At 66.0% G+C, this 18,205-nt stretch carries 17 protein-coding genes; 11 read left to right on the forward strand and 6 right to left on the reverse strand.

Going from position 1 to position 18,205, the window contains the following annotated elements:
- Positions 1-67 precede the first annotated feature (67 nt).
- The 6 genes from Q0C42_RS11625 (at position 68) to hflX (ending at position 8,442) form a co-directional block, all read left to right on the forward strand.
- On the forward strand, positions 68-2,353 hold the full coding sequence (locus Q0C42_RS11625; RefSeq protein WP_295076291.1) for a PAS domain-containing sensor histidine kinase: 2,286 nt from the start codon (positions 68-70) through the stop codon (positions 2,351-2,353).
- Positions 2,350-3,741 carry a sigma-54 dependent transcriptional regulator gene (locus Q0C42_RS11630; protein WP_295075659.1) on the forward strand — a complete coding sequence of 464 codons (1,392 nt, stop codon included), beginning with the start codon at positions 2,350-2,352 and terminating at the stop codon, positions 3,739-3,741. Before Q0C42_RS11625 ends, Q0C42_RS11630 begins: the two co-directional genes overlap by 4 nt.
- A gap of 98 nt (positions 3,742-3,839) precedes the next feature.
- The gene (trkA, locus tag Q0C42_RS11635) at positions 3,840-5,216 is read left to right on the forward strand and encodes a Trk system potassium transporter TrkA (RefSeq protein WP_295075663.1); all 1,377 of its coding nucleotides are present in this window, start codon (positions 3,840-3,842) and stop codon (positions 5,214-5,216) included.
- Complete coding sequence (locus tag Q0C42_RS11640; RefSeq protein ID WP_295075666.1) at positions 5,216-6,727, forward strand: TrkH family potassium uptake protein; 1,512 nt, start codon at positions 5,216-5,218, stop codon at positions 6,725-6,727. Before trkA ends, Q0C42_RS11640 begins: the two co-directional genes overlap by 1 nt.
- A 150-nt stretch (positions 6,728-6,877) precedes the next feature.
- Complete coding sequence (hfq, locus tag Q0C42_RS11645) at positions 6,878-7,111, forward strand: RNA chaperone Hfq (RefSeq protein WP_008028786.1); 234 nt, start codon at positions 6,878-6,880, stop codon at positions 7,109-7,111.
- 56 nt (positions 7,112-7,167) lie between these two features.
- Entirely contained in the window at positions 7,168-8,442 is a 1,275-nt protein-coding gene (gene hflX, locus Q0C42_RS11650) for a GTPase HflX (protein ID WP_295076294.1), read from the forward strand.
- 37 nt (positions 8,443-8,479) lie between these two features.
- On the opposite strand, the gene Q0C42_RS11655 is transcribed toward hflX, so the two are convergent.
- On the reverse strand, positions 8,480-8,971 hold the full coding sequence (locus Q0C42_RS11655; RefSeq protein WP_295075670.1) for a GNAT family N-acetyltransferase: 492 nt from the start codon (positions 8,969-8,971) through the stop codon (positions 8,480-8,482).
- Entirely contained in the window at positions 8,968-11,433 is a 2,466-nt protein-coding gene (locus tag Q0C42_RS11660; RefSeq protein ID WP_295075672.1) for a penicillin acylase family protein, read from the reverse strand. The genes Q0C42_RS11655 and Q0C42_RS11660 overlap by 4 nt, the downstream gene beginning before the upstream one ends.
- A 94-nt stretch (positions 11,434-11,527) precedes the next feature.
- Here Q0C42_RS11660 and Q0C42_RS11665 point away from each other — a divergent pair, with 94 nt between their 5' ends.
- Positions 11,528-12,391 (forward strand): NAD(P)-dependent oxidoreductase, encoded by an 864-nt coding sequence (locus tag Q0C42_RS11665; protein WP_295075676.1) that lies wholly within the window; start codon positions 11,528-11,530, stop codon positions 12,389-12,391.
- A gap of 17 nt (positions 12,392-12,408) precedes the next feature.
- Here Q0C42_RS11665 and Q0C42_RS11670 read toward each other — a convergent pair whose 3' ends face one another.
- Positions 12,409-13,005, reverse strand: coding sequence for a Crp/Fnr family transcriptional regulator (locus Q0C42_RS11670; RefSeq protein WP_295075679.1), 597 nt, complete (start codon positions 13,003-13,005; stop codon positions 12,409-12,411).
- A gap of 54 nt (positions 13,006-13,059) precedes the next feature.
- On the opposite strand from Q0C42_RS11670, the gene Q0C42_RS11675 reads away from it, so the two are divergent.
- Positions 13,060-13,791 (forward strand): SDR family NAD(P)-dependent oxidoreductase, encoded by a 732-nt coding sequence (locus Q0C42_RS11675; RefSeq protein WP_295075682.1) that lies wholly within the window; start codon positions 13,060-13,062, stop codon positions 13,789-13,791.
- A gap of 3 nt (positions 13,792-13,794) precedes the next feature.
- A complete protein-coding gene (locus tag Q0C42_RS11680) occupies positions 13,795-14,457 on the forward strand; it encodes a TVP38/TMEM64 family protein (RefSeq protein ID WP_295075686.1) in 663 nt (220 codons plus the stop codon).
- A gap of 71 nt (positions 14,458-14,528) precedes the next feature.
- Here Q0C42_RS11680 and Q0C42_RS11685 read toward each other — a convergent pair whose 3' ends face one another.
- Together Q0C42_RS11685 and Q0C42_RS11690 are read right to left on the reverse strand one after the other, a co-directional pair.
- A complete protein-coding gene (locus Q0C42_RS11685) occupies positions 14,529-15,077 on the reverse strand; it encodes a YSC84-related protein (RefSeq protein ID WP_295076297.1) in 549 nt (182 codons plus the stop codon).
- 131 nt (positions 15,078-15,208) lie between these two features.
- Positions 15,209-15,799, reverse strand: coding sequence for a sulfotransferase family 2 domain-containing protein (locus Q0C42_RS11690; protein WP_295075689.1), 591 nt, complete (start codon positions 15,797-15,799; stop codon positions 15,209-15,211).
- Positions 15,800-16,003: 204 nt separating this feature from the next.
- On the opposite strand from Q0C42_RS11690, the gene recA reads away from it, so the two are divergent.
- Positions 16,004-17,074, forward strand: coding sequence for a recombinase RecA (gene recA, locus Q0C42_RS11695; RefSeq protein WP_295075692.1), 1,071 nt, complete (start codon positions 16,004-16,006; stop codon positions 17,072-17,074).
- A gap of 26 nt (positions 17,075-17,100) precedes the next feature.
- Positions 17,101-17,619 (forward strand): hypothetical protein, encoded by a 519-nt coding sequence (locus Q0C42_RS11700; protein WP_295076300.1) that lies wholly within the window; start codon positions 17,101-17,103, stop codon positions 17,617-17,619.
- A 14-nt stretch (positions 17,620-17,633) separates the two neighbouring features.
- On the opposite strand, the gene Q0C42_RS11705 is transcribed toward Q0C42_RS11700, so the two are convergent.
- Complete coding sequence (locus Q0C42_RS11705; protein WP_295075695.1) at positions 17,634-18,137, reverse strand: sulfocyanin-like copper-binding protein; 504 nt, start codon at positions 18,135-18,137, stop codon at positions 17,634-17,636.
- Positions 18,138-18,205: the final 68 nt, after the last annotated feature.

The following is an 18,205-nucleotide window of genomic DNA, read 5'->3' on the forward strand; positions in this document are numbered from 1 at the left end:
CACCCGGCGGCGCATCAAGATATAGTGGTCGGGGGTATTGAAACCCCCGGCTAACGTGCGGATTCGGGTGGATCGGGCAGTTCATAGGGATGTCTGGCTACGTTTTTCCCGGCTGCGACGGCAGCGTCGGGTGCAAACCGCCGTCACGCTAAGCCTGGTGTTCCTCGGGCCGGTCCTGGCCGTTGCCACCTTCCTTGCGCTCGGGCCGTTCAACCGCGATGCGGCCTCACCCGTCCTGCGGCTGATCCTCCTGGCCGACCTGATCTATGTCCTGGTCATCGCCGCCCTCGTCCTTGCCCGTGTCGCCCGGCTGATCACCGACCGCAGATCGAAGTCCGCCGGTTCGCGTCTGCACATGCGCCTTTCGGGCGTCTTCATGCTGATCGCGCTGATCCCGACGGTGCTGGTCGCGGTGTTCGCGGTCCTTTCGATCAATATCGGCCTCGAAGGCTGGTTCTCCGACCGTGTGCGCTCGGTCGTCGGCTCGTCCCTCTCGGCCGCCCAGGCCTACGAGGCGGTGCAGCGTGATGACCTCGCCGCCGACGTGGTGACCCTTGCGGGCTATCTGAACGACGCCAAGCGCCGCACCGCCTTTCTGCGCGACGACCAGTTGCGCCCGCTGCTGTCCCAGGCCCAGCAGGTCATCCAGCGCGGGCTGAAGGAAGCCTACCTTGTCGACGGCACCGGCGCGCTGATGACCCGTGGCGAACGCTCCTACCTCTTCGACTTCGAGGCGCTGACCGAGGAACACCTCAAACTCGCGCGCGAAGGCAACACCGTCCTCATCCCCGACTGGTCGAACAACGAGTTTCGCGCCCTGATCCAGCTTGAATCCTATACCGACCGCTACCTCTACGTGACCCGCACGGTCGACGGTTCGATCCTGACGCTGCTGGACGAGACCCAGGAAACCGTCCAGCTCTACAACCAGCTGGAATCCGAACGCGGGCGCCTTCTGTTCAACTTCGGCCTGATCTATCTTGGCTTCGCGCTGATCCTGATCCTTGCCGCGATCTGGCTGGGACTGTGGTTCGCAGAACGCCTCTCGCGTCCCGTGGGCCGTCTGGCGGGGGCCGCCGAACGGGTAGGGGGCGGCGATCTGGACGTGCAGGTCACCGAAGAGGATGGCGACGACGAAATCGCCTCTTTGGGCCGTCTCTTCAACCAGATGACCCGCCAGCTGAAAGGCCAGCGCGAGGCCCTTGTGGAAAGCCACGCCCAGACCGAAACCCGGCGCCGGCTTTTCGATTCCGTCCTGTCGAACGTGACTGCGGGGGTGATCGGCCTCGACAGCGACGGTGACATCGACTTCGTGAACCGCGCCGCCGAAAAGCTTCTCGACTTCGCCGATGGCCAGTCCGACGTGCCCCTTGCCGCCGCCGTGCCGGAATTCGCGCCGCTCTTTGACCGCCTCCGCGACGGCGCCGGCAACGCGGTACAGGAAGAGGTGCGCCTGAACCGGAAGGGCAAGCTGGAAAGCCTTCTCGTCCGGATGTCGACCCGCCTCGGCGAAGACGGCACCCCGGAAGGCTATGTGGTCGCCTTCGACGACGTGACCGATCTTGTCAGCGCCCAGCGAATGGCCGCCTGGGGCGACGTCGCCCGCCGCATCGCGCACGAGATCAAGAACCCGCTCACCCCGATCCAGCTCTCGGCCGAACGTATCAAGCGCAAGTTCCGCACCCAGGTCCGCGACCATGAGGATTTGGAGCAGTTGACTGACGTGATCGTCCGCCAGACCAATGACCTGCGCCGGATCGTCGACGAGTTCTCCAAGTTCGCCCGGATGCCCGAACCCGACCGCCGCGACTGCGACCTTGCCGCACTTCTGAAGGGCGCGGTCCTCTTGCAGGAAAACGGCCAGCCCGGCGTCCATTTCGTCAAGGACATCCCCCCGGATGAGCTGCACCTGGAAATCGACGCCACGATGATTGGCCAAGCCTTCACCAACCTCATCAAGAACGCCGGAGAAGCGATTGAATCGCATCAGGAAAAGACAAATCCCCAGGGCTTCGTCCCCGAAATTCGCATCAGCCTGACCGCCGACGACACCGAAGCCGTGGTCCGCATCATGGACAACGGCACCGGCCTGCCACCCGACCGCGCCCGCCTCTTCGAACCTTATGTCACGACCCGCGAAAAGGGCACCGGCCTTGGCCTGCCCATCGTCAAGAAGATCATCGAAGAGCATGGCGGAACACTTGCTCTGGCCGATGCGCCCCGGTTTGACGGCAACGACCACGCCGGCGCGATGGCCGTGATCCACCTGCCACGCACGCTGCGCAAGCGGTCGCGCACCCACATTCCGTTGAAAGCCGCCGAGACGCCCCCCGAAAAAGAGGCCCAAGCATGAGCATTCTCATCGTCGACGACGAACAGGACATCCGCGAACTGATCGGCGACATCCTGCGGGACGAGGGCTATACCACCCGCCTCGCCGCCAACTCCGATGACTGCATGGCCGAGATCAACGTCGATCCGCCCGCGCTGATGATCCTGGACATCTGGCTCAAGGACAGCCGGATGGACGGCATCGACATCCTGAAGACGGTAAAGCGCGACAATCCCGACATTCCGGTGGTGATTATCTCGGGTCACGGAAACATTGAAATCGCCGTGGCCGCCATCAAGCAGGGCGCCTACGACTTCATCGAAAAGCCCTTCAACATCGACCAATTGATGGTCGTCGTCGCCCGCGCGATGGAGACCAGCCGCCTGCGCCGCGAGAACCAGGAGCTTCGCCGCCGCGACGTCACCTCGGCCGAGATGGTCGGCTCCTCGCTCGCCTTCAAGACGCTGAAGGGCAACCTCGACAAGGTCACCAAATCCAACGCCCGCGTCATGCTGTCGGGCGAGCCGGGCACCGGCAAGGAAATGGCCGCCCGCTACATCCACATGCAGTCCAGCCGTGCAGCGGCCCCCTTCATCACCGTCTCTTCCGCTTCGATCGAACCCGAGCGGATGGAAGAGGTCCTGTTCGGTCGTGAAACCCCGGAACGGGGCGTCGAGCCGGGTCTTCTGGAACAGGCCCACGGCGGCATCGTCTACTTCGACGAGGTCGCGGACATGCCGGTGGGCACCCAGTCCAAGATCCTCCGGGTCCTGACCGAACAGCAGTTCACCCGCGTGGGCGGTGCCGACAAGGTCCGTGTTGACCTGCGCGTCATCTCCTCGACCTGCCGCGACCTGCGCACCGAAATCGGCGCGGGCCGCTTCCGGCAAGAGCTCTACGACCGGCTGAACGTCGTCCCGATCACGGTCCCCTCACTGTCCGCGCGGCGCGAGGACGTGCCAGAGCTGACCCGCCATTTCATCGACTGGTTCCACAAGACCCAGGGCTTGCCGAACCGCGGCCTGTCGGAAGAAGCAAACACGGTCCTCCAGACCCTGCCCTGGCCGGGCAACATCCGTCAGCTGAGGAACGTGATCGAGCGCGTCCTGATCCTTGGCGACGGCACCGGCCCGATCGAGCCATCCGAAATCCCCGGCAACGAACCCAAGGCCGAGACGGAAAGCGCGCTGTCGCTGTCAGGCACCGTTGCCACGTTGCCGCTGCGCGAAGCGCGCGAGCTCTTCGAACGGGAGTACCTGCTGACCCAGATCAACCGTTTCGGGGGCAACATCAGCCGGACGGCCAGCTTCGTCGGCATGGAACGCTCGGCACTGCACCGCAAGCTGAAGTCGCTGGGCGTGGTCGGATCGACGCGCGGGGGCAGGGGGTTTTCGGACTTCGAGCAATAGATCCCGCTCCAGCCCCCGATGCGGCGCAAGTCCCTGAACATTGACCCCTCCGCCCCGATCTGACATTCAGGCGCAGACGACGGATCGCGGGGAATCTGATGAAGGTGATCATCTGCGGCGCGGGTCAGGTCGGCTGGCAGATTGCCCGCCATCTCTCGGGCGAGAAGAACGACGTCACGCTTGTCGACATGAACGCCGATCTTGTGCGCCGCGCCACCGACACGCTGGACGTCCAGGGCGTCGTCGGTTTCGCCAGCCACCCGGACACGCTGGCCAAGGCCGGTGCGCGGGACGCCGACATGCTGATCGCCGCCACCCATTCCGATGAAGTGAACATGGTCACCTGCCAGGTGGCCCACACCTTGTTCAATGTCACCCGCAAGATCGCTCGCATCCGGGCGCAGAACTACCTTGATCCGCTCTACGGCAGCCTGACGAACCAGGAAGGCTTTGCCATCGACGTGGTGATCTCTCCCGAACGCGAGGTGGCCGAGGCCGCGCTGCAACGCCTTGCTGCACCCGCGACTTTCGACACCGAAAGCTTCATGAACGGCCGCGCCCAGCTTCTGGGCATCCAGCTGACCCAGGATTGCCCGGTCCTGAACACCCCCCTGCGCCAATTGAACGAGCTTTTCTCCACCCTCCGCGCCATCGTCGTCGGCATAAGGCGCGAGGACCGGCTCTTTGCCCCGGACCCCGGCGACCAGCTTTATCCCGATGACCAGATCTACGTCTTCACCCATTTCGAGGACGTGAACCGTGCTCTGGAAATCTTTGGCAAGAAAACGAAAAAGCAGGAACGCGTGGTGATCGTCGGCGGCGGAAACGTCGGCCTCGCGGTGGCCCGCGCGCTGGAAACCCGGACCGACCGGGTCCGCGCCAAGATCATCGAGAAGAACCGCCAGACTGCCGAACATGCTGCCGACGCGCTGGAACGGACCATCGTGCTGAACGGCGACGGGATGGACATCGACCTCCTGATGGAAGCCTCGATCGACCGCGCCGATGCGATTCTTGCGGTGACGGATGACGACAAGACCAACCTCCTTGTCGCCGTCCGCGCCAAGCAGGCCGGCTGTCCGATGACCATCGCCCTGGTCAACGACCCGACCTTGGCCCCGCTGATGGCGCCGCTCGACATCGACGCCTACATCAACCCGCGCGCCACCACCGTCTCGTCCATCCTGCGCCACATCCGCCACGGCCGGGTCCGTGCGGTCTACTCCATCGGCGATGCCGAGGCCGAGATGATCGAGGCGCAGGTCCTGTCCACCTCGCCGCTGGCCGGGCGCCTCATCCGCGACATCGAGTTCCCTGAAGGCGTCCTCGTCGGCGCGGTCATGAAGGGCGACAAGGTCCTCAAGCCGACCGGAGACCTGCGGATCGAAGCCGGCGACGTCATCGCGCTGTTCGCGATGGCCAAGGACGTCCCCGAGGTCGAGCGGCTTCTGCAAGTCTCGATCGACTTTTTCTGATGCTGGCGCGGCTGGCCGAACTGCCGCTTCTGGTCGTCCTCCTCGGGCTTTCCGGGGCGATGGCGCTGGTACCGGCCATCTACGCCTTCGGGGTGAACGACCATGAACATGCCCGCGACTTCCTTTATTCCGCACTGATCCTGCTGGTCCTCACGGTGATGCTGGGCATCGCCACCGCCGCCTATCTGCCCCGCGACCCCTCGCGCAGTCACCTGGCCGCGCTGGTCCTGGCCTATGCCATCCTGCCCTTTGCCCTGGCGTTGCCTCTAAGTGAGGCGCTGCCCGATACCTCGATGGTCAACGCCTGGTTCGAGATGATCTCGGCCTTCACCACCACCGGCGCCTCGGTCTACGGCGCGGACCGGTTGGCCGAAGCGGTGCATCTCTGGCGCGCCACGGTGGGCTGGTTCGGCGGCTTCCTGATCCTGCTCGCAGCCTACGCGATCCTGGCTCCGCTGAACCTTGGCGGTACCGAAGTCTCCTCCGGCCGCGTGCCGGGCAGGGGCGCGGTCGGCACCGCCCAGGTCACCCGCACCGCCGATCCCGCCGTCCGCCTGACCCGCTTTGCGCTCCTCCTGTTCCCGGTCTACGGCTCACTCACCTTTCTCCTCTGGTGCGGCCTTCTCGTCCTGGGCGAAAGCGGGATCTCTGCCCTGATCCACGCGATGGGCACGCTGTCGACCTCCGGCATCACCGGCAGCACCGCCTTTCAGGAGGCAGGGTCGGGGATGCCCGGTGAGCTTCTGATCTTCCTCTGTTTCGCCTTCGCGATCACCCGCCGCGCGCTGCCCGGCGTCCGTCTGGCCGAAAACCGCCGCCCCCTGCTGCAGGACCCCGAATTGCGACTGGCGGCACTTCTCGTCCTGACCGTGACCGCCATCCTGTTCCTGCGCCACTGGTTTGTCGCCACCGAAACCGAAGGCGACGCCGCCGAGATGCTGCCCTCGTTCTGGGGCATCATCTTCACCGCGACCTCATTCCTCACCACCACCGGCTATATCTCCGCCGACTGGCAGACCGCGACCGAGTGGTCCGGCATCGGCACCCCGGGCCTCGTCCTTCTTGGCCTTGCGATCATCGGCGGTGGAACAGCCACGGCGGCGGGCGGCGTCAAGCTTCTTCGCGTCTATGCGCTTCTGCGCCACGGAGAGCGCGAGCTTGAAAAGATCATCCACCCCAACTCCATCGGCCGCGGCGGCACCGAGGCCCGCCGCCTCCGCCGCGAAGGCGCGCAGTTCGCCTGGGTCTTCTTCATGCTCTTTGCCACCTCGATCGCGGTCGTCTCCGCACTCCTCCTCCTGGCCGGGGTCGATTTCGAACAGACGATGGTCCTGGCCATCGCCGCCCTGACCACCACCGGTCAACTGGCCGAGCTCGGCGCGGCCCAGCCCATCGCCTACCAGGACCTCTCCGATCCGGTGAAGATCATCCTGGGGCTGGCGATGGTCGTCGGCCGGCTGGAGACGCTGGCCCTTCTCGCCCTCGTTCTGCAAGGCCGCGGCCGCAGCTGAACCCGCCTGCCTAACAGCCTGATTTTTGCGCTGGAAACTCCCGCCCGCCCGCTTCATACTTGGCCCAGCCGTGCCAAGCGGCAAGAACAGGGCAACGAAGAACGACCACGACGCGACAGTGAAGCGATAGAAAAACAAGGCACAAAAACGATGGCCGCTGACAAGCAAAACCTGCAAGACGCCTTTCTCAATCATGTCCGCAAAGCCAAGGTCCCGGTGACGATCTTCCTGATCAACGGCGTCAAGCTGCAGGGCGTGATCACCTGGTTCGACAATTTCTGCGTGCTGCTGCGCCGCGATGGCCAGTCGCAGCTTGTCTACAAGCATGCGATCTCCACCATCATGCCGGGTGCGCCGATCAGCCTCTATGAAGGGGAAGACTGATCTCCAGACCGCCCCAGGATGACGACGACCTGCTCGCCAAGCGCGAGGGGCAGCGCCTGCGCGACACCGCCGCAGCCGCAACGCGCACCTTTGTCCTGCATCCCGCGCTGAAGTCGTCCAACGCCCGCCGCCTGCCCGAACACGGGCTGGCCGAGGCCGTCTCGCTTGCCGCCGCTCTGCCAGAGCTTGAGGTGCGGGGCGCCGAAGTCGTCCGCTTGGCCCGCGTCGCCCCCGGCACGCTCCTCGGCTCCGGCAAGGTGGCCGAGCTGAAGGACCGCTTCCACGACGACCACATCGAGCTTGTCATCGTCGATGGCACCGTGTCGCCGGTCCAGCAGCGCAACCTGGAAAAGGAATGGGGGGTCAAGCTTCTCGACCGGACCTCGCTGATCCTGGAGATCTTCGCCGACCGCGCCCGGACCCGCGAAGGCGTCCTGCAGGTCGAACTTGCCGCGCTGTCCTACCAGCGCACCCGCCTCGTCCGCGCCTGGACCCACCTCGAACGCCAACGCGGCGGCTTCGGCTTCGTCGGCGGCCCCGGTGAAACCCAGATCGAAAGCGACCGCCGCGCCATCGACGACCAGGTGATCCGCCTCAAGCGCCAGCTGGAACAGGTGGTCAAGACGCGCGAACTGCACCGCGCCGCCCGTGCCAAGGTGCCATTCCCGATCGTGGCCCTGGTGGGCTACACCAACGCCGGCAAGTCCACGCTCTTCAACCGGATCACCGGGGCCGAGGTGCTGGCCAAGGACATGCTCTTCGCCACCCTCGACCCCACCATGCGCGGTGTGGCGCTGCCCTCGGGCGCAAAGATCATCCTGTCGGACACCGTGGGCTTCATCTCGGACCTGCCGACCCAGCTTGTCGCCGCCTTCCGCGCGACGCTGGAAGAAGTCCTCTCCGCCGACCTCATCCTCCACGTCCGCGACATTTCGCACCCCGAAACGGTGGAACAGGCCGCCGACGTGGCCGATATCATGAACAGCCTCGGTGTGGGCGAGGATACCCCGCAGATCGAGGTCTGGAACAAGCTCGACCTTGTCGACGCCTCCCAGCGCGAGGCGCTCAGCGCGCAGGCCGCACAGCGTCCCCGCGTGCTGCCGGTCTCGGCCCTGACCGGCGAGGGCGTGGACAAGCTTCTGACCTTGATCACCGCCACCCTCGACGCCGACCGGACCGAGGCGCAAGTGACGGTCGCGTTCTCTGACGGTCGCAAGCGCGCCTGGCTCCACGACCAGAACATCGTCCAGCACGAAACCGAGGCCGAGGACGGCTGGCACCTCACCGTCCGCTGGACCGCCCGCCAGCAGAACCGTTTCCGCACGCTCTGACGCGGTGCCGGCAACGGCTCGCGCCCGCCGCCCTGCCTCACCCGCCGTGCGGCCGCGCCAGATAGACGCTGTCGCACCACTCGTCGCGCCACAACAGCGTCCGTTCCGCCCGGTGCGTCTCCCGGAAGCCCAACCGGTCCAGAAGCCGCAGCGAGGCCGCATTGCGCGGGTCCACCTCTGCCGTCAGCACGATTCCGGCAAACTCCGCCTCCAGTGCTGCGATCACCGCCACCATCGCCTCAAAGGCCAGACCCTGGCCCCAGTGATCGGGATGCAGAAGAAAGCCGACCTCCGGCAGTTGCCAGGCCCCCGCTTTCCCGATCACCGCGCCGTCCTTCACGATCAGCCAGTCCCGACTGTCCGCTGACTGTTCCACCAGGAACCCCAGCCAGTGGCGCGTCTCCTCCAGCGTCTCATGCTCTGGCCGGGACCAGTAGCGCATGACGCGGGGGTCGGACATCAGCCGGTGGACTGCCTCCAGATCCTCCCAGACCGCCTGACGCAAAACCAGCCGGTCTGTCCGGATCATGGACCCTCCGGCGTCAGCATCATCACCCCCGCCGCCGCCGCCCGCGCCAACTCCGGATCCAGCGACATCGGGATGTATTCCCCCCGCCGCCACAGCTCGCCCAGATCGTCGTAGTGCCGCGACAAGGGATGCCCCGACTGGCCCGTCGCGCTGATGAAGACCGACGAATCCGGGTCGGCAAAGTCATAGACCCCCCGAAACCCCGCCGAGTGCACGTTCTGGAACGGCTCCGGACCCTCGCCCCGGGAGACGCCCCGCATCAGGGTATCGTCGCCGCCGCTGGTCGACTGCCGGATGTTCACGAAGTAGCGCACGAAGGGCACTTCGCCCAGGACCGGGTGGTCATGCGTCGCCAGATGCGCATCGCCCCAGCGCCAGCTTTCGATGTTGTCGCCATAGCGTTCCGTCAGCTGCAGAAGTGCCTCGTCCAGCGCGATCCGCGCGACGTCAGTGCAGCTTTCCACCGCCGCCGACTGGATCACGTCGCACCACACGCTCGCGCCGCCGACGTTCCGGTACACCCGCTCGATGAAGACGGGGGAGATATGGGTGAAGCTTTCCGCCATCGCCCCCAGGTCATCCTGGATCAGCCGCTTCATCAGCGCCCGCATCCAGGCCTCGGCGATCAGCGGCTCCGGCAGATGCTCGTTCATCTCGCCGTTCCATTCGGCCAAAAGCACCAGCGCCCGCTGCCGCAGACGTTCCGGTGTCCCCTCCGGCGCCGCTTCCCCGGTGAACCAAAGGTCCGCTCCGATCAGGGGAAGCAGCGACCGTGCGGTGGGGTTCACCGTATCCAGCTGCGCTTCGATGAAGCTTTCCCGTGTATGCACCTCGCGCGCCTTCATCAGCGTCAGCCAGCGCTGGATGCGCTGCGTATCGCCCCAGTCAAAGCTCACATGGTTCGGGAAGGGCCGGTCCACCGTCTTGTTGTTGGTATTGCCCAGAAGGCCCGAGGCGGGGCTGACCACCCGCGGATTGTCCTCGTAGGGCATGAGCCCCTTGAAGCCGACCCGCGCGTCCGCCCCCAGCGCCGGAAGGCGGCCCTGCGACGGATGCCCCGCATCCCGCGCCGGCAGCGCCCCCATCACCTGCAGCGCGATCCCCGTCCCGTCGGCCAGCATCACGTTCTGCGCCGGGGCCACCACCATGCGGCCCGCCTCCAGCGCCTGCGGGATCCCTTGCGCCCGCATCAGCGCCATCGCGCCGCTGATCGACCGGTCCTCGCCCGACAGCGCCGTCCAGCTGATCGCCGCCACATGGCCGCCCGGAGTGATCGAGCCCAGCTCGTAATGCCCCCCCGGCAGGATCGGCCCGTTGCGGGACCAGCGTAGCGTCAGCGTCACGGGCGGCGCATCCTTGACCGTGATGATCGACTGCCGGCTCTCGAATTTCGCCCAGCCATCCGGAGTCTGGTATTCCTCCGTGTTCTCCGGGTTCAGCGCCTCGATCACCACGTCCTGATCGTCGACATAGGCCGTCGTCAGCCCCCAGCCCAGCTTGTCCGACCGCCCGACCAGCACCAGCGGCACGCCGGGGATCGTCCCGCCGATCACCCCGCCGGTCGACAGCTCCAGCCGCGCCAGATACCAGATCGTCGGCGCGGTCAGGCCCAGGTGCGGGTCGTTGGCCAGCAGGCTGCCTCCCGCCGCCGACCGCTCGGGCATCGCCGCCCAGGAGTTCGAGGCCCCCGCCATCCCCGGCCCCGCCACGGGCGTGAACGGCCCCCCGGCGAACCTGACCGGCGTCCTCAAGGGCGCGACCCCCGGCACCAGGCTGGCATAGTCCGGCAGCGCGGCCACGCCCTGGCTCGGGTCGTCCGGCAACAGATCGGCCAGCCGGTCGTTCGGCAACAGCAGCGACACCCGCGCCCGCAGCACTTCGGTCTGAAGAGCACTGGACAGCTGCAAGGCCATCAGCTTCAGGATCGCGATCGAATCCGCCGGCGCCCAGGCCGAAATCTCCGGCTGAAACAGGAAGAACTCCGGCGCGCCCCGGCCCCGCGCGCCATTGTTGACCTCTTCGATCCAGGCATTCACCCCGGCCGCATAGGCCTCCAGCGCCCGCGTGGTCGCCTCGTCCTGCACCTGGGCCGACTGCAGCGCGAGGCCGTAGAGGTCAAAGCGCCGCATCAGCTCGTCGACCTTGACCGTCGCCGGGCCGAAGATTTCTGACAGCCGCCCCTGCGCCGTGCGCCGCAGCATCATCATCTGCCACAGCCGATCCTGCGCATGGGCGAAGCCCAGGGCGTAGTACACATCCTCGTCGGTCTGCCCGAAGATATGCGGCACGTTGTCGTTGTTGCGGACGATCTCCACCGGGGCGGTGATGCCCCGGACGGTGAAATCCTCGTCGTAATCCACCAGCGATCGCGACAGGATGTAATAGGCCAGCAGCGCCGCGACGACTCCCAGGGCGATCAACCCCGAGACGATCCGGATCAGCCAGCGAAAGGCGGTCAGCATTGGGGGCCAGTTCCTTTGGGCCTGTCCTTGACGGCAGGAGGCGGATCGGTTCCTAGTCGATGCGCCGATGAAGGGCAACAAGCAGGGGGCGCAGATGGCGAAAGTGGCATTTCTTGGCTTGGGAGTCATGGGGTTCCCGATGGCGGGACATTTGGCCGCCAAGGGGCACGAGGTGACGGTCTACAACCGCACGGCCGCCAAGGCCGAGGCCTGGGTCGCCCGCCACAAGGGCCGCGCCGCCGCGACCCCGCGCGACGCCGCGACGGGGGCCGAGTTCGTGATGGCCTGCGTCGGCAACGACGACGACCTTGCACAGGTAGCCAGCGGCCCCGACGGCGCGTTCTCCGGCATGGCGAAAGGGGCCGTTTTCGTCGATCACACCACCGTTTCCGCGCAGATCACCCGCAAGCTTGCCACCGAAGCGGCAGCTCTCGACCTCCACTTCGTCGACGCGCCCGTGTCCGGTGGGCAGGCGGGGGCCGAGAACGGCCAGCTCTCCATCATGTGCGGCGGCACGCCCGAGGACTACGCCCGGGCCGAGCCGGTGATGGCCGCCTACGCTCGCATCTGCCGCCTGATCGGGGACAGCGGGGCAGGGCAGCTGGCCAAGATGATGAACCAGATCTGCATCGCCGGCCTGATGCAGGGCCTGTCCGAGGCGCTGGCCTTCGGTCAGAAAGCGGGCCTCGACGGCGAGAAGGTGGTCGAGGTGATCAGCCAAGGGGCCGCAGGTTCCTGGCAGATGGTCAACCGCCACAAGACAATGCTGCAGGACAAGTTCGACTACGGCTTTGCCGTGGACTGGATGCGCAAGGACCTTGGCATCTGCCTCGACACCGCCGACGAGATCGGCGCGCGCCTGCCTGTCACCGCCCTGGTGGACCAGTTCTACAAGGACGTGCAGCTGATGGGCGGGGGCAGGGGCGACACCTCCAGCCTGATCCGGCGGCTGAAGTAGGGCATCCCCGGCAAAGGTCACTCTGGCCGCGCCGCCTGCGGGCCGATCCGCCGCTTGATCCGGCTGAACGCCACCGGCGTCACCCCGATGAAGCGCGCCATGTCGCCTTGCGGCAGCCGCGACGCAACCTCCGGCGCGGCAGCCAGAACGGCGCGCAACCGCGCCTCTGCCGTCATCGTCAAAAGTGCGGCCTCCCGCGCCTGCTTGCGGGCCAGCACCCAGGTCGAGAACGCCGCATAGGCGGCGCGCACCCCCGCATCCGAAGCCACCAGATCCGACACGAACACGCGCGGCAGGCGCACGAAGCGGCAGCGCTCCACCGCCTCCGCACCGTAACTCTCCCCTGCACCCGCATCGTCCGCCCCGCGCCCGGAAAACACCCCGCAATCGATGATGAAGCTCTTGATCCAGGCCTCGCCCGTCTCGGTCGCATAGACCAGCCGCACCAGACCCGACAGCAGGAGATAGACGTCCCCGCTTTCGTCGCCCGGCGCAAAGGCCGTGCCGCCCTTGGCAAGGTCACGCACCGCCCAAAGCCGCGCCGCCTCGGCCGGGCCGCGCAGTGCTGCGATAAGCGTCGGGGCGGCGGTGCCGGTTTCTAAACCCAGGTTCACGACAGCCCTCCGCCTCCGATCTATCACGGCCCGAAATCTGGACCGGAGCCCCTCATGTCAAGCCCGCTTGCCCGCCCCACGACCGTCCTTCTGACCGGAGCGTCGTCCGGCATCGGGGCCGCCCTCTTGCCGCGCCTCCTTGATCGCGGTCACACCGTCGTCGCCCTCGCACGCCGCGCGGCCCATCTTCCAGCACGGGCGGGGCTCGTGCCGGTGACCTGTGACCTCTCCGACCTGCCCGGTCTTCCCGCGCTTGCTGCCCGCCTCGCCGCCGACCATCCGGGCCTTTCCGTCCTGATCAACGCCGCCGCCGTCCAGCACGCCCGGCCCCTGACCGATCCCGCCTCCAGCCCCGCGCATCTGATCGAGGAGGCATCCCTCAACCTTGCGGCCCCTGCTTTGCTGATACAGGCCCTTCTTCCCACGCTCTTGGCCCAGCCGGATGGCGCAATCGTCAACCTCTCCTCCGGCCTCGCAACCTTCCCGAAAGCTGCAGGCGGGCTCTATTCGGCCAGCAAGGCGGGTCTCTCCAGCTTCACGACCAGCCTGCGCTGGCAACTCTCGACAACACCGCTTCTGGTGTCCGAGGTTGTCCTCCCCCTCGTCGACACCCCGATGACGGCAGGGCGGGGCAGGGGAAAGATCAGCGCCGAAGTGGCGGCAGTGGCCATTCTCTCAGGCATCGACGCCCGCCGCACGATGATCCGCGTCGGCGCGGCGCGCGCCCTGCCGCTGATCGCGGCCCTCGCCCCGTGGCTGGGCCGCCGCATCCTGCGGGGGACCTGAGCCATGCGCGACCTCATCCGCATCGCCGTCATCCTGGCGCTTGCCTTCGCCAGCACCTTCGTCATCGCGCAAGCAACCGGAGTCCTCCCCGAAGGCGACCTTGTGGCTTGGCTGGAAACCCTGCGCGAAGTTGATCCGCTCTGGCTGGCGCTCGCCGTGATCGGGATGCTGGTCCTCGACCTCTTCATCGCCGTCCCGACCATGACGACGATCCTCTTGGCGGGCTGGATTCTCGGGCCATGGCTCGGCGGCTTCGTCGCTTCGCTCGGGCTTCTGCTGATGGGCGGTACGGCCTACACCATCGGACGCACCTTCGGGCGAGGCGCGCTTCTGCGGCTCTTCAAGGACGATGCCCGCCTTGCCGGGATCGAGGCCGCCTTCGCCCGCAACGACCTTCTCACATTGGCGGTCGCCCAAGCGCTGCCGATCCTGCCGGAGCTTTCCGCCAGCCTCGCCGGCATCGCAAGGATGCGCCCGCTGCGCTTCGTCGCAGGCTACGCGCTTGGCGTCGTGCCCTTCGCTTTCATCGTGGCGTCAGGCGGTGCCGCCAGCTCACCGGGCGACCTGCGCCCGGCGATCCTCACGGCCATCGGCACTTCGGCCACGCTCCTGATCTTCTGGCGCCTCGTCTTGCGCCGGCAGTCCAGGGCCGGACGAAAGACTTGATAAAGTCTTAACGTCCACACTCAAGTCCTTGAAATCAAAGGACTGGAGAAAGCGCCCGCGCGCGGCGCGCCTCAGGGAATGATCCGGGTATACTTGATCCCCGCCAGCGAGGCCCCCGCGATCAGCCCCTGCTGCCCGAAGACTATCGCGATCACCTCGTCCAGCTCGGTCGTCTGCTTCCCGATCGAGGCGCCCTCCTCGGGGCTTGCATAGCGGATGTCCGCCCCCGCCGCCCAACCCGACGACCGCCGGAAACTTTCCAGCGCCTCGGGCGACATGAAGAACAGAGCATGGGCGTACTGCTGCGCCCCGATCTGCAACCCGAACGAACCCTTGGCGGCCGAGTAGTAGTCGACCGTCACCCCCTGGATCCGCAGCGCGCCCCGCCCGAACGCCCCGCCAAATCCCGCACCGACCTCGGTCATCAGGGGCATGTAAAGCACTCCGGAGGACCGGCTAGCCAGGTCCTGCGTACCGGGATACTGTGCGAACAGGAACTGCTCGGTCGCGGCAACCCGCGCCTCGATCTGGCTCGCCCCGTTGGACCCGATCCCGTTGTTGCAGGCCGCCAGCCCAAAAGCCCCCGCGCCCAGCAACAGCCCGCGCCGCGTCGTCATCATGTCGGTCATTTCGCCGCCCTTTCATGCCTCACGGGGTCTCTTCCGCCCTCTTCCGGGCGCCCCTTGCCTTGCAAACTAGCCGCTTTCGGCCCCTCTGTCATGTCCCGATGCCGCAACCAGCAAGCCGGCGCCTAACCCGTCAAGGTCGCATAAAGGGCAAAGTCCTCTGCCGCGACCTCGCGCAAGAGCGCCGCAGTCCCGGCAGTGACTTCTGTCGCTCCGGGGGGCGAGACGTTCAGGCGGGGCAGGGTGATCGCGCAGTCCAGCCGCTCTTCCAGGAACTGCACGAAACTGCCGATCTCCTCGTAGCGGAACAGCCGATCCACCCCCACGCCCTGCCGCGGCCGCAGGAACTTGCCCTGGCTCCCCACATCCGCGAAGTCCGGTCGCGGGTCCTGGCACCAGGCCCGGACGAACTCATCGAATGACATTCCCTTCGTCGACTTCCCCGCGTCCGTCTCCTCGCGCTGGCGGAAGCGGTACCAGGACCCCAGCCAGTCCGTCGGCTCGCGCATCAGAGCGACCAGCGTGAAGTCACCCTTCGACGCAGCCTCCAGAAACGGCCCGATGAACCGGCGGTAACGATGAACGGTGGTGTGCTTCAGAAGCGGAGGCCGCTGGATCGACACCGCCGCAAGCGATTCGAGCGCCGCCGCAATAGCCGTCGAACCGGTCTTCGGCGTGGCCAGAAACGCAAGCCTCTGCTCCCAGAACACCAGCATCTTGGCCTCTTTTCCCCGAAAAATCCCTACACTGCCCGGTTGTCCCGGACTTCCGTCAACACTCCCTTAACCAAAGCTGTGAAAAACTGCCACCACGAGATTTAGGTTGAATTGTTCTCCTTTTGTGCACATAAGTGCAAGAACACTTGGGGAACACGGGCAAGGATTGCCGCCTGCGGGTGGCTATGAAATAAGGAGCGTGACATGGCGACGGCAAACCTTCTCGACCTCGGGAGCAAGCGGGATATGGACAAGTCGAAGGCGCTGGAAAGCGCGCTCGCACAGATCGAACGGCAGTTCGGCAAGGGTTCGATCATGCGCCTTGGCGCAGACAGCCCGGCGATGGATATCGAGGCGACCTCGACCGGTTCGTTGGGTCTGGACATCGCGCTTGGAATCGGCGGCCTGCCCAAGGGCCGGATCATCGAGATCTATGGACCGGAAAGCTCGGGCAAGACGACGCTGACCCTGCATGCGGTGGCTGAGGAACAGAAAAAAGGCGGCGTCTGCGCCTTTGTCGACGCCGAACACGCGCTGGATCCGCAGTACGCGAAGAAGTTGGGCGTGAATCTGGATGAACTTCTGATCAGCCAGCCCGACACCGGCGAACAGGCGCTTGAGATCGTCGATACGCTGGTCCGCTCGGGCGCGGTCAGCATGGTCGTGATCGACTCCGTCGCCGCACTGGTTCCCAAAGCAGAAATCGAAGGCGACATGGGCGACATGCAGATGGGCAGCCAGGCCCGCCTGATGAGCCAGGCGATGCGGAAGCTTACGGCCAGCATCGGCCGGTCGAACTGCATGGTGATCTTCATCAACCAGATCCGCATGAAGATCGGCGTGATGTTCGGCTCGCCCGAAACCACCACCGGCGGCAACGCGCTGAAGTTCTATGCCTCGGTCCGTCTGGACATCCGCCGCATCGGCGCAATCAAGGACCGGGAAGAGGTTGTCGGCAACACCACCCGCGTCAAGGTGGTGAAGAACAAGGTGGCCCCGCCCTTCAAGCAGGTGGAATTCGACATCATGTATGGCGAAGGCATCTCAAAGATGGGCGAGTTGGTGGATATCGGCGTGAAGGCCGGCGTGGTCGAAAAGTCGGGCGCCTGGTACTCCTACGGCGACGAACGCATCGGGCAGGGCCGCGAAAATGCGAAGTCCTTCCTGAAGCAGAATCCCTCCATTGCCCTGGCGATCGAGGACAAGATCCGGGCCGCCAACGGTCTGGACTTCACGATGGCCGGCGAAGACAGCGCGGACGTCCTGGACGAGTGAGCCTTCACGTCACCCACGATGAGTTGATGGCCGCGCTGCCGGAGGTGCTTTCCGCACCGAAGTCCGGCAGCGCGGTCGAGCTTCTATGCTTCCGTCCCGGCTACGGCGAGCGGCGCTTCGTCGATGAGCTGACGGTAACCCAGGCACACGGCATTCCCGGCGAACGCTGGGGCATCGCGCCCTGGCTGAAGCTGCCCGATGGCAGTGGCCATCCTGGCATCCAGATTTCCATTTTGCCGAGCCGAGTGCTGGACCTGGTCTGGCGTGACCGTGAAACCACGGTACACCCCGGCGATACTTTCGTCTGCGACCTCGACATGACTGAAGCAAACCTGCCCGAGGGACAACTTCTCGCCGTGGGTCCTACCGTCCTCAAGGTGTCCGAGGTTTGGAACGACTCCTGCGCCAAGTGGAAGGTCCGTTACGGCGAACCGGCTTACACTTGGGTCCGCTCTCACAAGGAGTTGCGCTTGCGCGGTGTCCTCTGCAGCATCGTGAAGGACGGCATCATCCGCCTGGGCGACACGGTCGAAGTGCTGCGGTAGGTCGAACCCGCTGGCTATTCCGTGACGGTCAACAGCGCCCACATCCCCATCGCGTAGTGACCTGCGATGTTGCAGTACAGGATATAGGTACCCGGCGTCAGCGCTGCCGCCTTTGTCTTCGCATCATGCGGCCGGAGTTCCCCCAGGTTTGCCGTGATACCCGCGGCAGCTTCATCAACCCGCTCTTCCTCGGTCAGATAGGGCAGTGGAACCGTCTGGTCCGCCACCGCCGAGACCAGGACCGCATGGTAAAACGCGCCCGAGTCGTTGGTGATCCGGAAGCTGATCTCCCCCGCGGGAACCTCTTGCGGGTCAAGCGTGACGCCCATCGTGGCCAGGCCCGGGTCGGCACCGTCGACAGCCATCCCGATGGGCGGATGCTGTCCCACATGGTCCATGGCGGCGTCACCCTTGTCCCAAAGCGTGATCTTCACCATCGTTTCGGCAGAAGCGCCGTCCGATGTGCCGGCAGTGGCAATTGCAAGCAGGGCGAAAAGCGTAGCGCGCTGTGTCATCATGGTCTGGTCCTCCCGGCGTCAGTTTAACACCGGCACGCAGGGCTGACCGCTTCGCTTTTCGTACTGGC

The sequence above is a fragment of the Tabrizicola sp. genome (assembly GCF_022842145.1).
Lineage (GTDB): Bacteria > Pseudomonadota > Alphaproteobacteria > Rhodobacterales > Rhodobacteraceae > Tabrizicola.

Bases quoted from the DNA above. Each gene is read 5' to 3' on its own strand.
- trkA (WP_295075663.1), top strand. From the start codon at position 3,840: ATGAAGGTGATCATCTGCGGCGCGGGTCAGGTCGGCTGGCAGATTGCC.
- recA (WP_295075692.1), top strand. From the start codon at position 16,004: ATGGCGACGGCAAACCTTCTCGACCTCGGGAGCAAGCGGGATATGGAC.
- Q0C42_RS11665 (WP_295075676.1), top strand. From the start codon at position 11,528: ATGGCGAAAGTGGCATTTCTTGGCTTGGGAGTCATGGGGTTCCCGATG.
- hfq (WP_008028786.1), top strand. From the start codon at position 6,878: ATGGCCGCTGACAAGCAAAACCTGCAAGACGCCTTTCTCAATCATGTC.
- Q0C42_RS11675 (WP_295075682.1), top strand. From the start codon at position 13,060: ATGTCAAGCCCGCTTGCCCGCCCCACGACCGTCCTTCTGACCGGAGCG.
- Q0C42_RS11680 (WP_295075686.1), top strand. From the start codon at position 13,795: ATGCGCGACCTCATCCGCATCGCCGTCATCCTGGCGCTTGCCTTCGCC.
- Q0C42_RS11690 (WP_295075689.1), bottom strand. From the start codon at position 15,799: ATGCTGGTGTTCTGGGAGCAGAGGCTTGCGTTTCTGGCCACGCCGAAG.
- Q0C42_RS11705 (WP_295075695.1), bottom strand. From the start codon at position 18,137: ATGATGACACAGCGCGCTACGCTTTTCGCCCTGCTTGCAATTGCCACT.
- Q0C42_RS11630 (WP_295075659.1), top strand. From the start codon at position 2,350: ATGAGCATTCTCATCGTCGACGACGAACAGGACATCCGCGAACTGATC.
- Q0C42_RS11685 (WP_295076297.1), bottom strand. From the start codon at position 15,077: ATGATGACGACGCGGCGCGGGCTGTTGCTGGGCGCGGGGGCTTTTGGG.
- Q0C42_RS11655 (WP_295075670.1), bottom strand. From the start codon at position 8,971: ATGATCCGGACAGACCGGCTGGTTTTGCGTCAGGCGGTCTGGGAGGAT.
- Q0C42_RS11640 (WP_295075666.1), top strand. From the start codon at position 5,216: ATGCTGGCGCGGCTGGCCGAACTGCCGCTTCTGGTCGTCCTCCTCGGG.
- Q0C42_RS11700 (WP_295076300.1), top strand. From the start codon at position 17,101: ATGGCCGCGCTGCCGGAGGTGCTTTCCGCACCGAAGTCCGGCAGCGCG.
- Q0C42_RS11660 (WP_295075672.1), bottom strand. From the start codon at position 11,433: ATGCTGACCGCCTTTCGCTGGCTGATCCGGATCGTCTCGGGGTTGATC.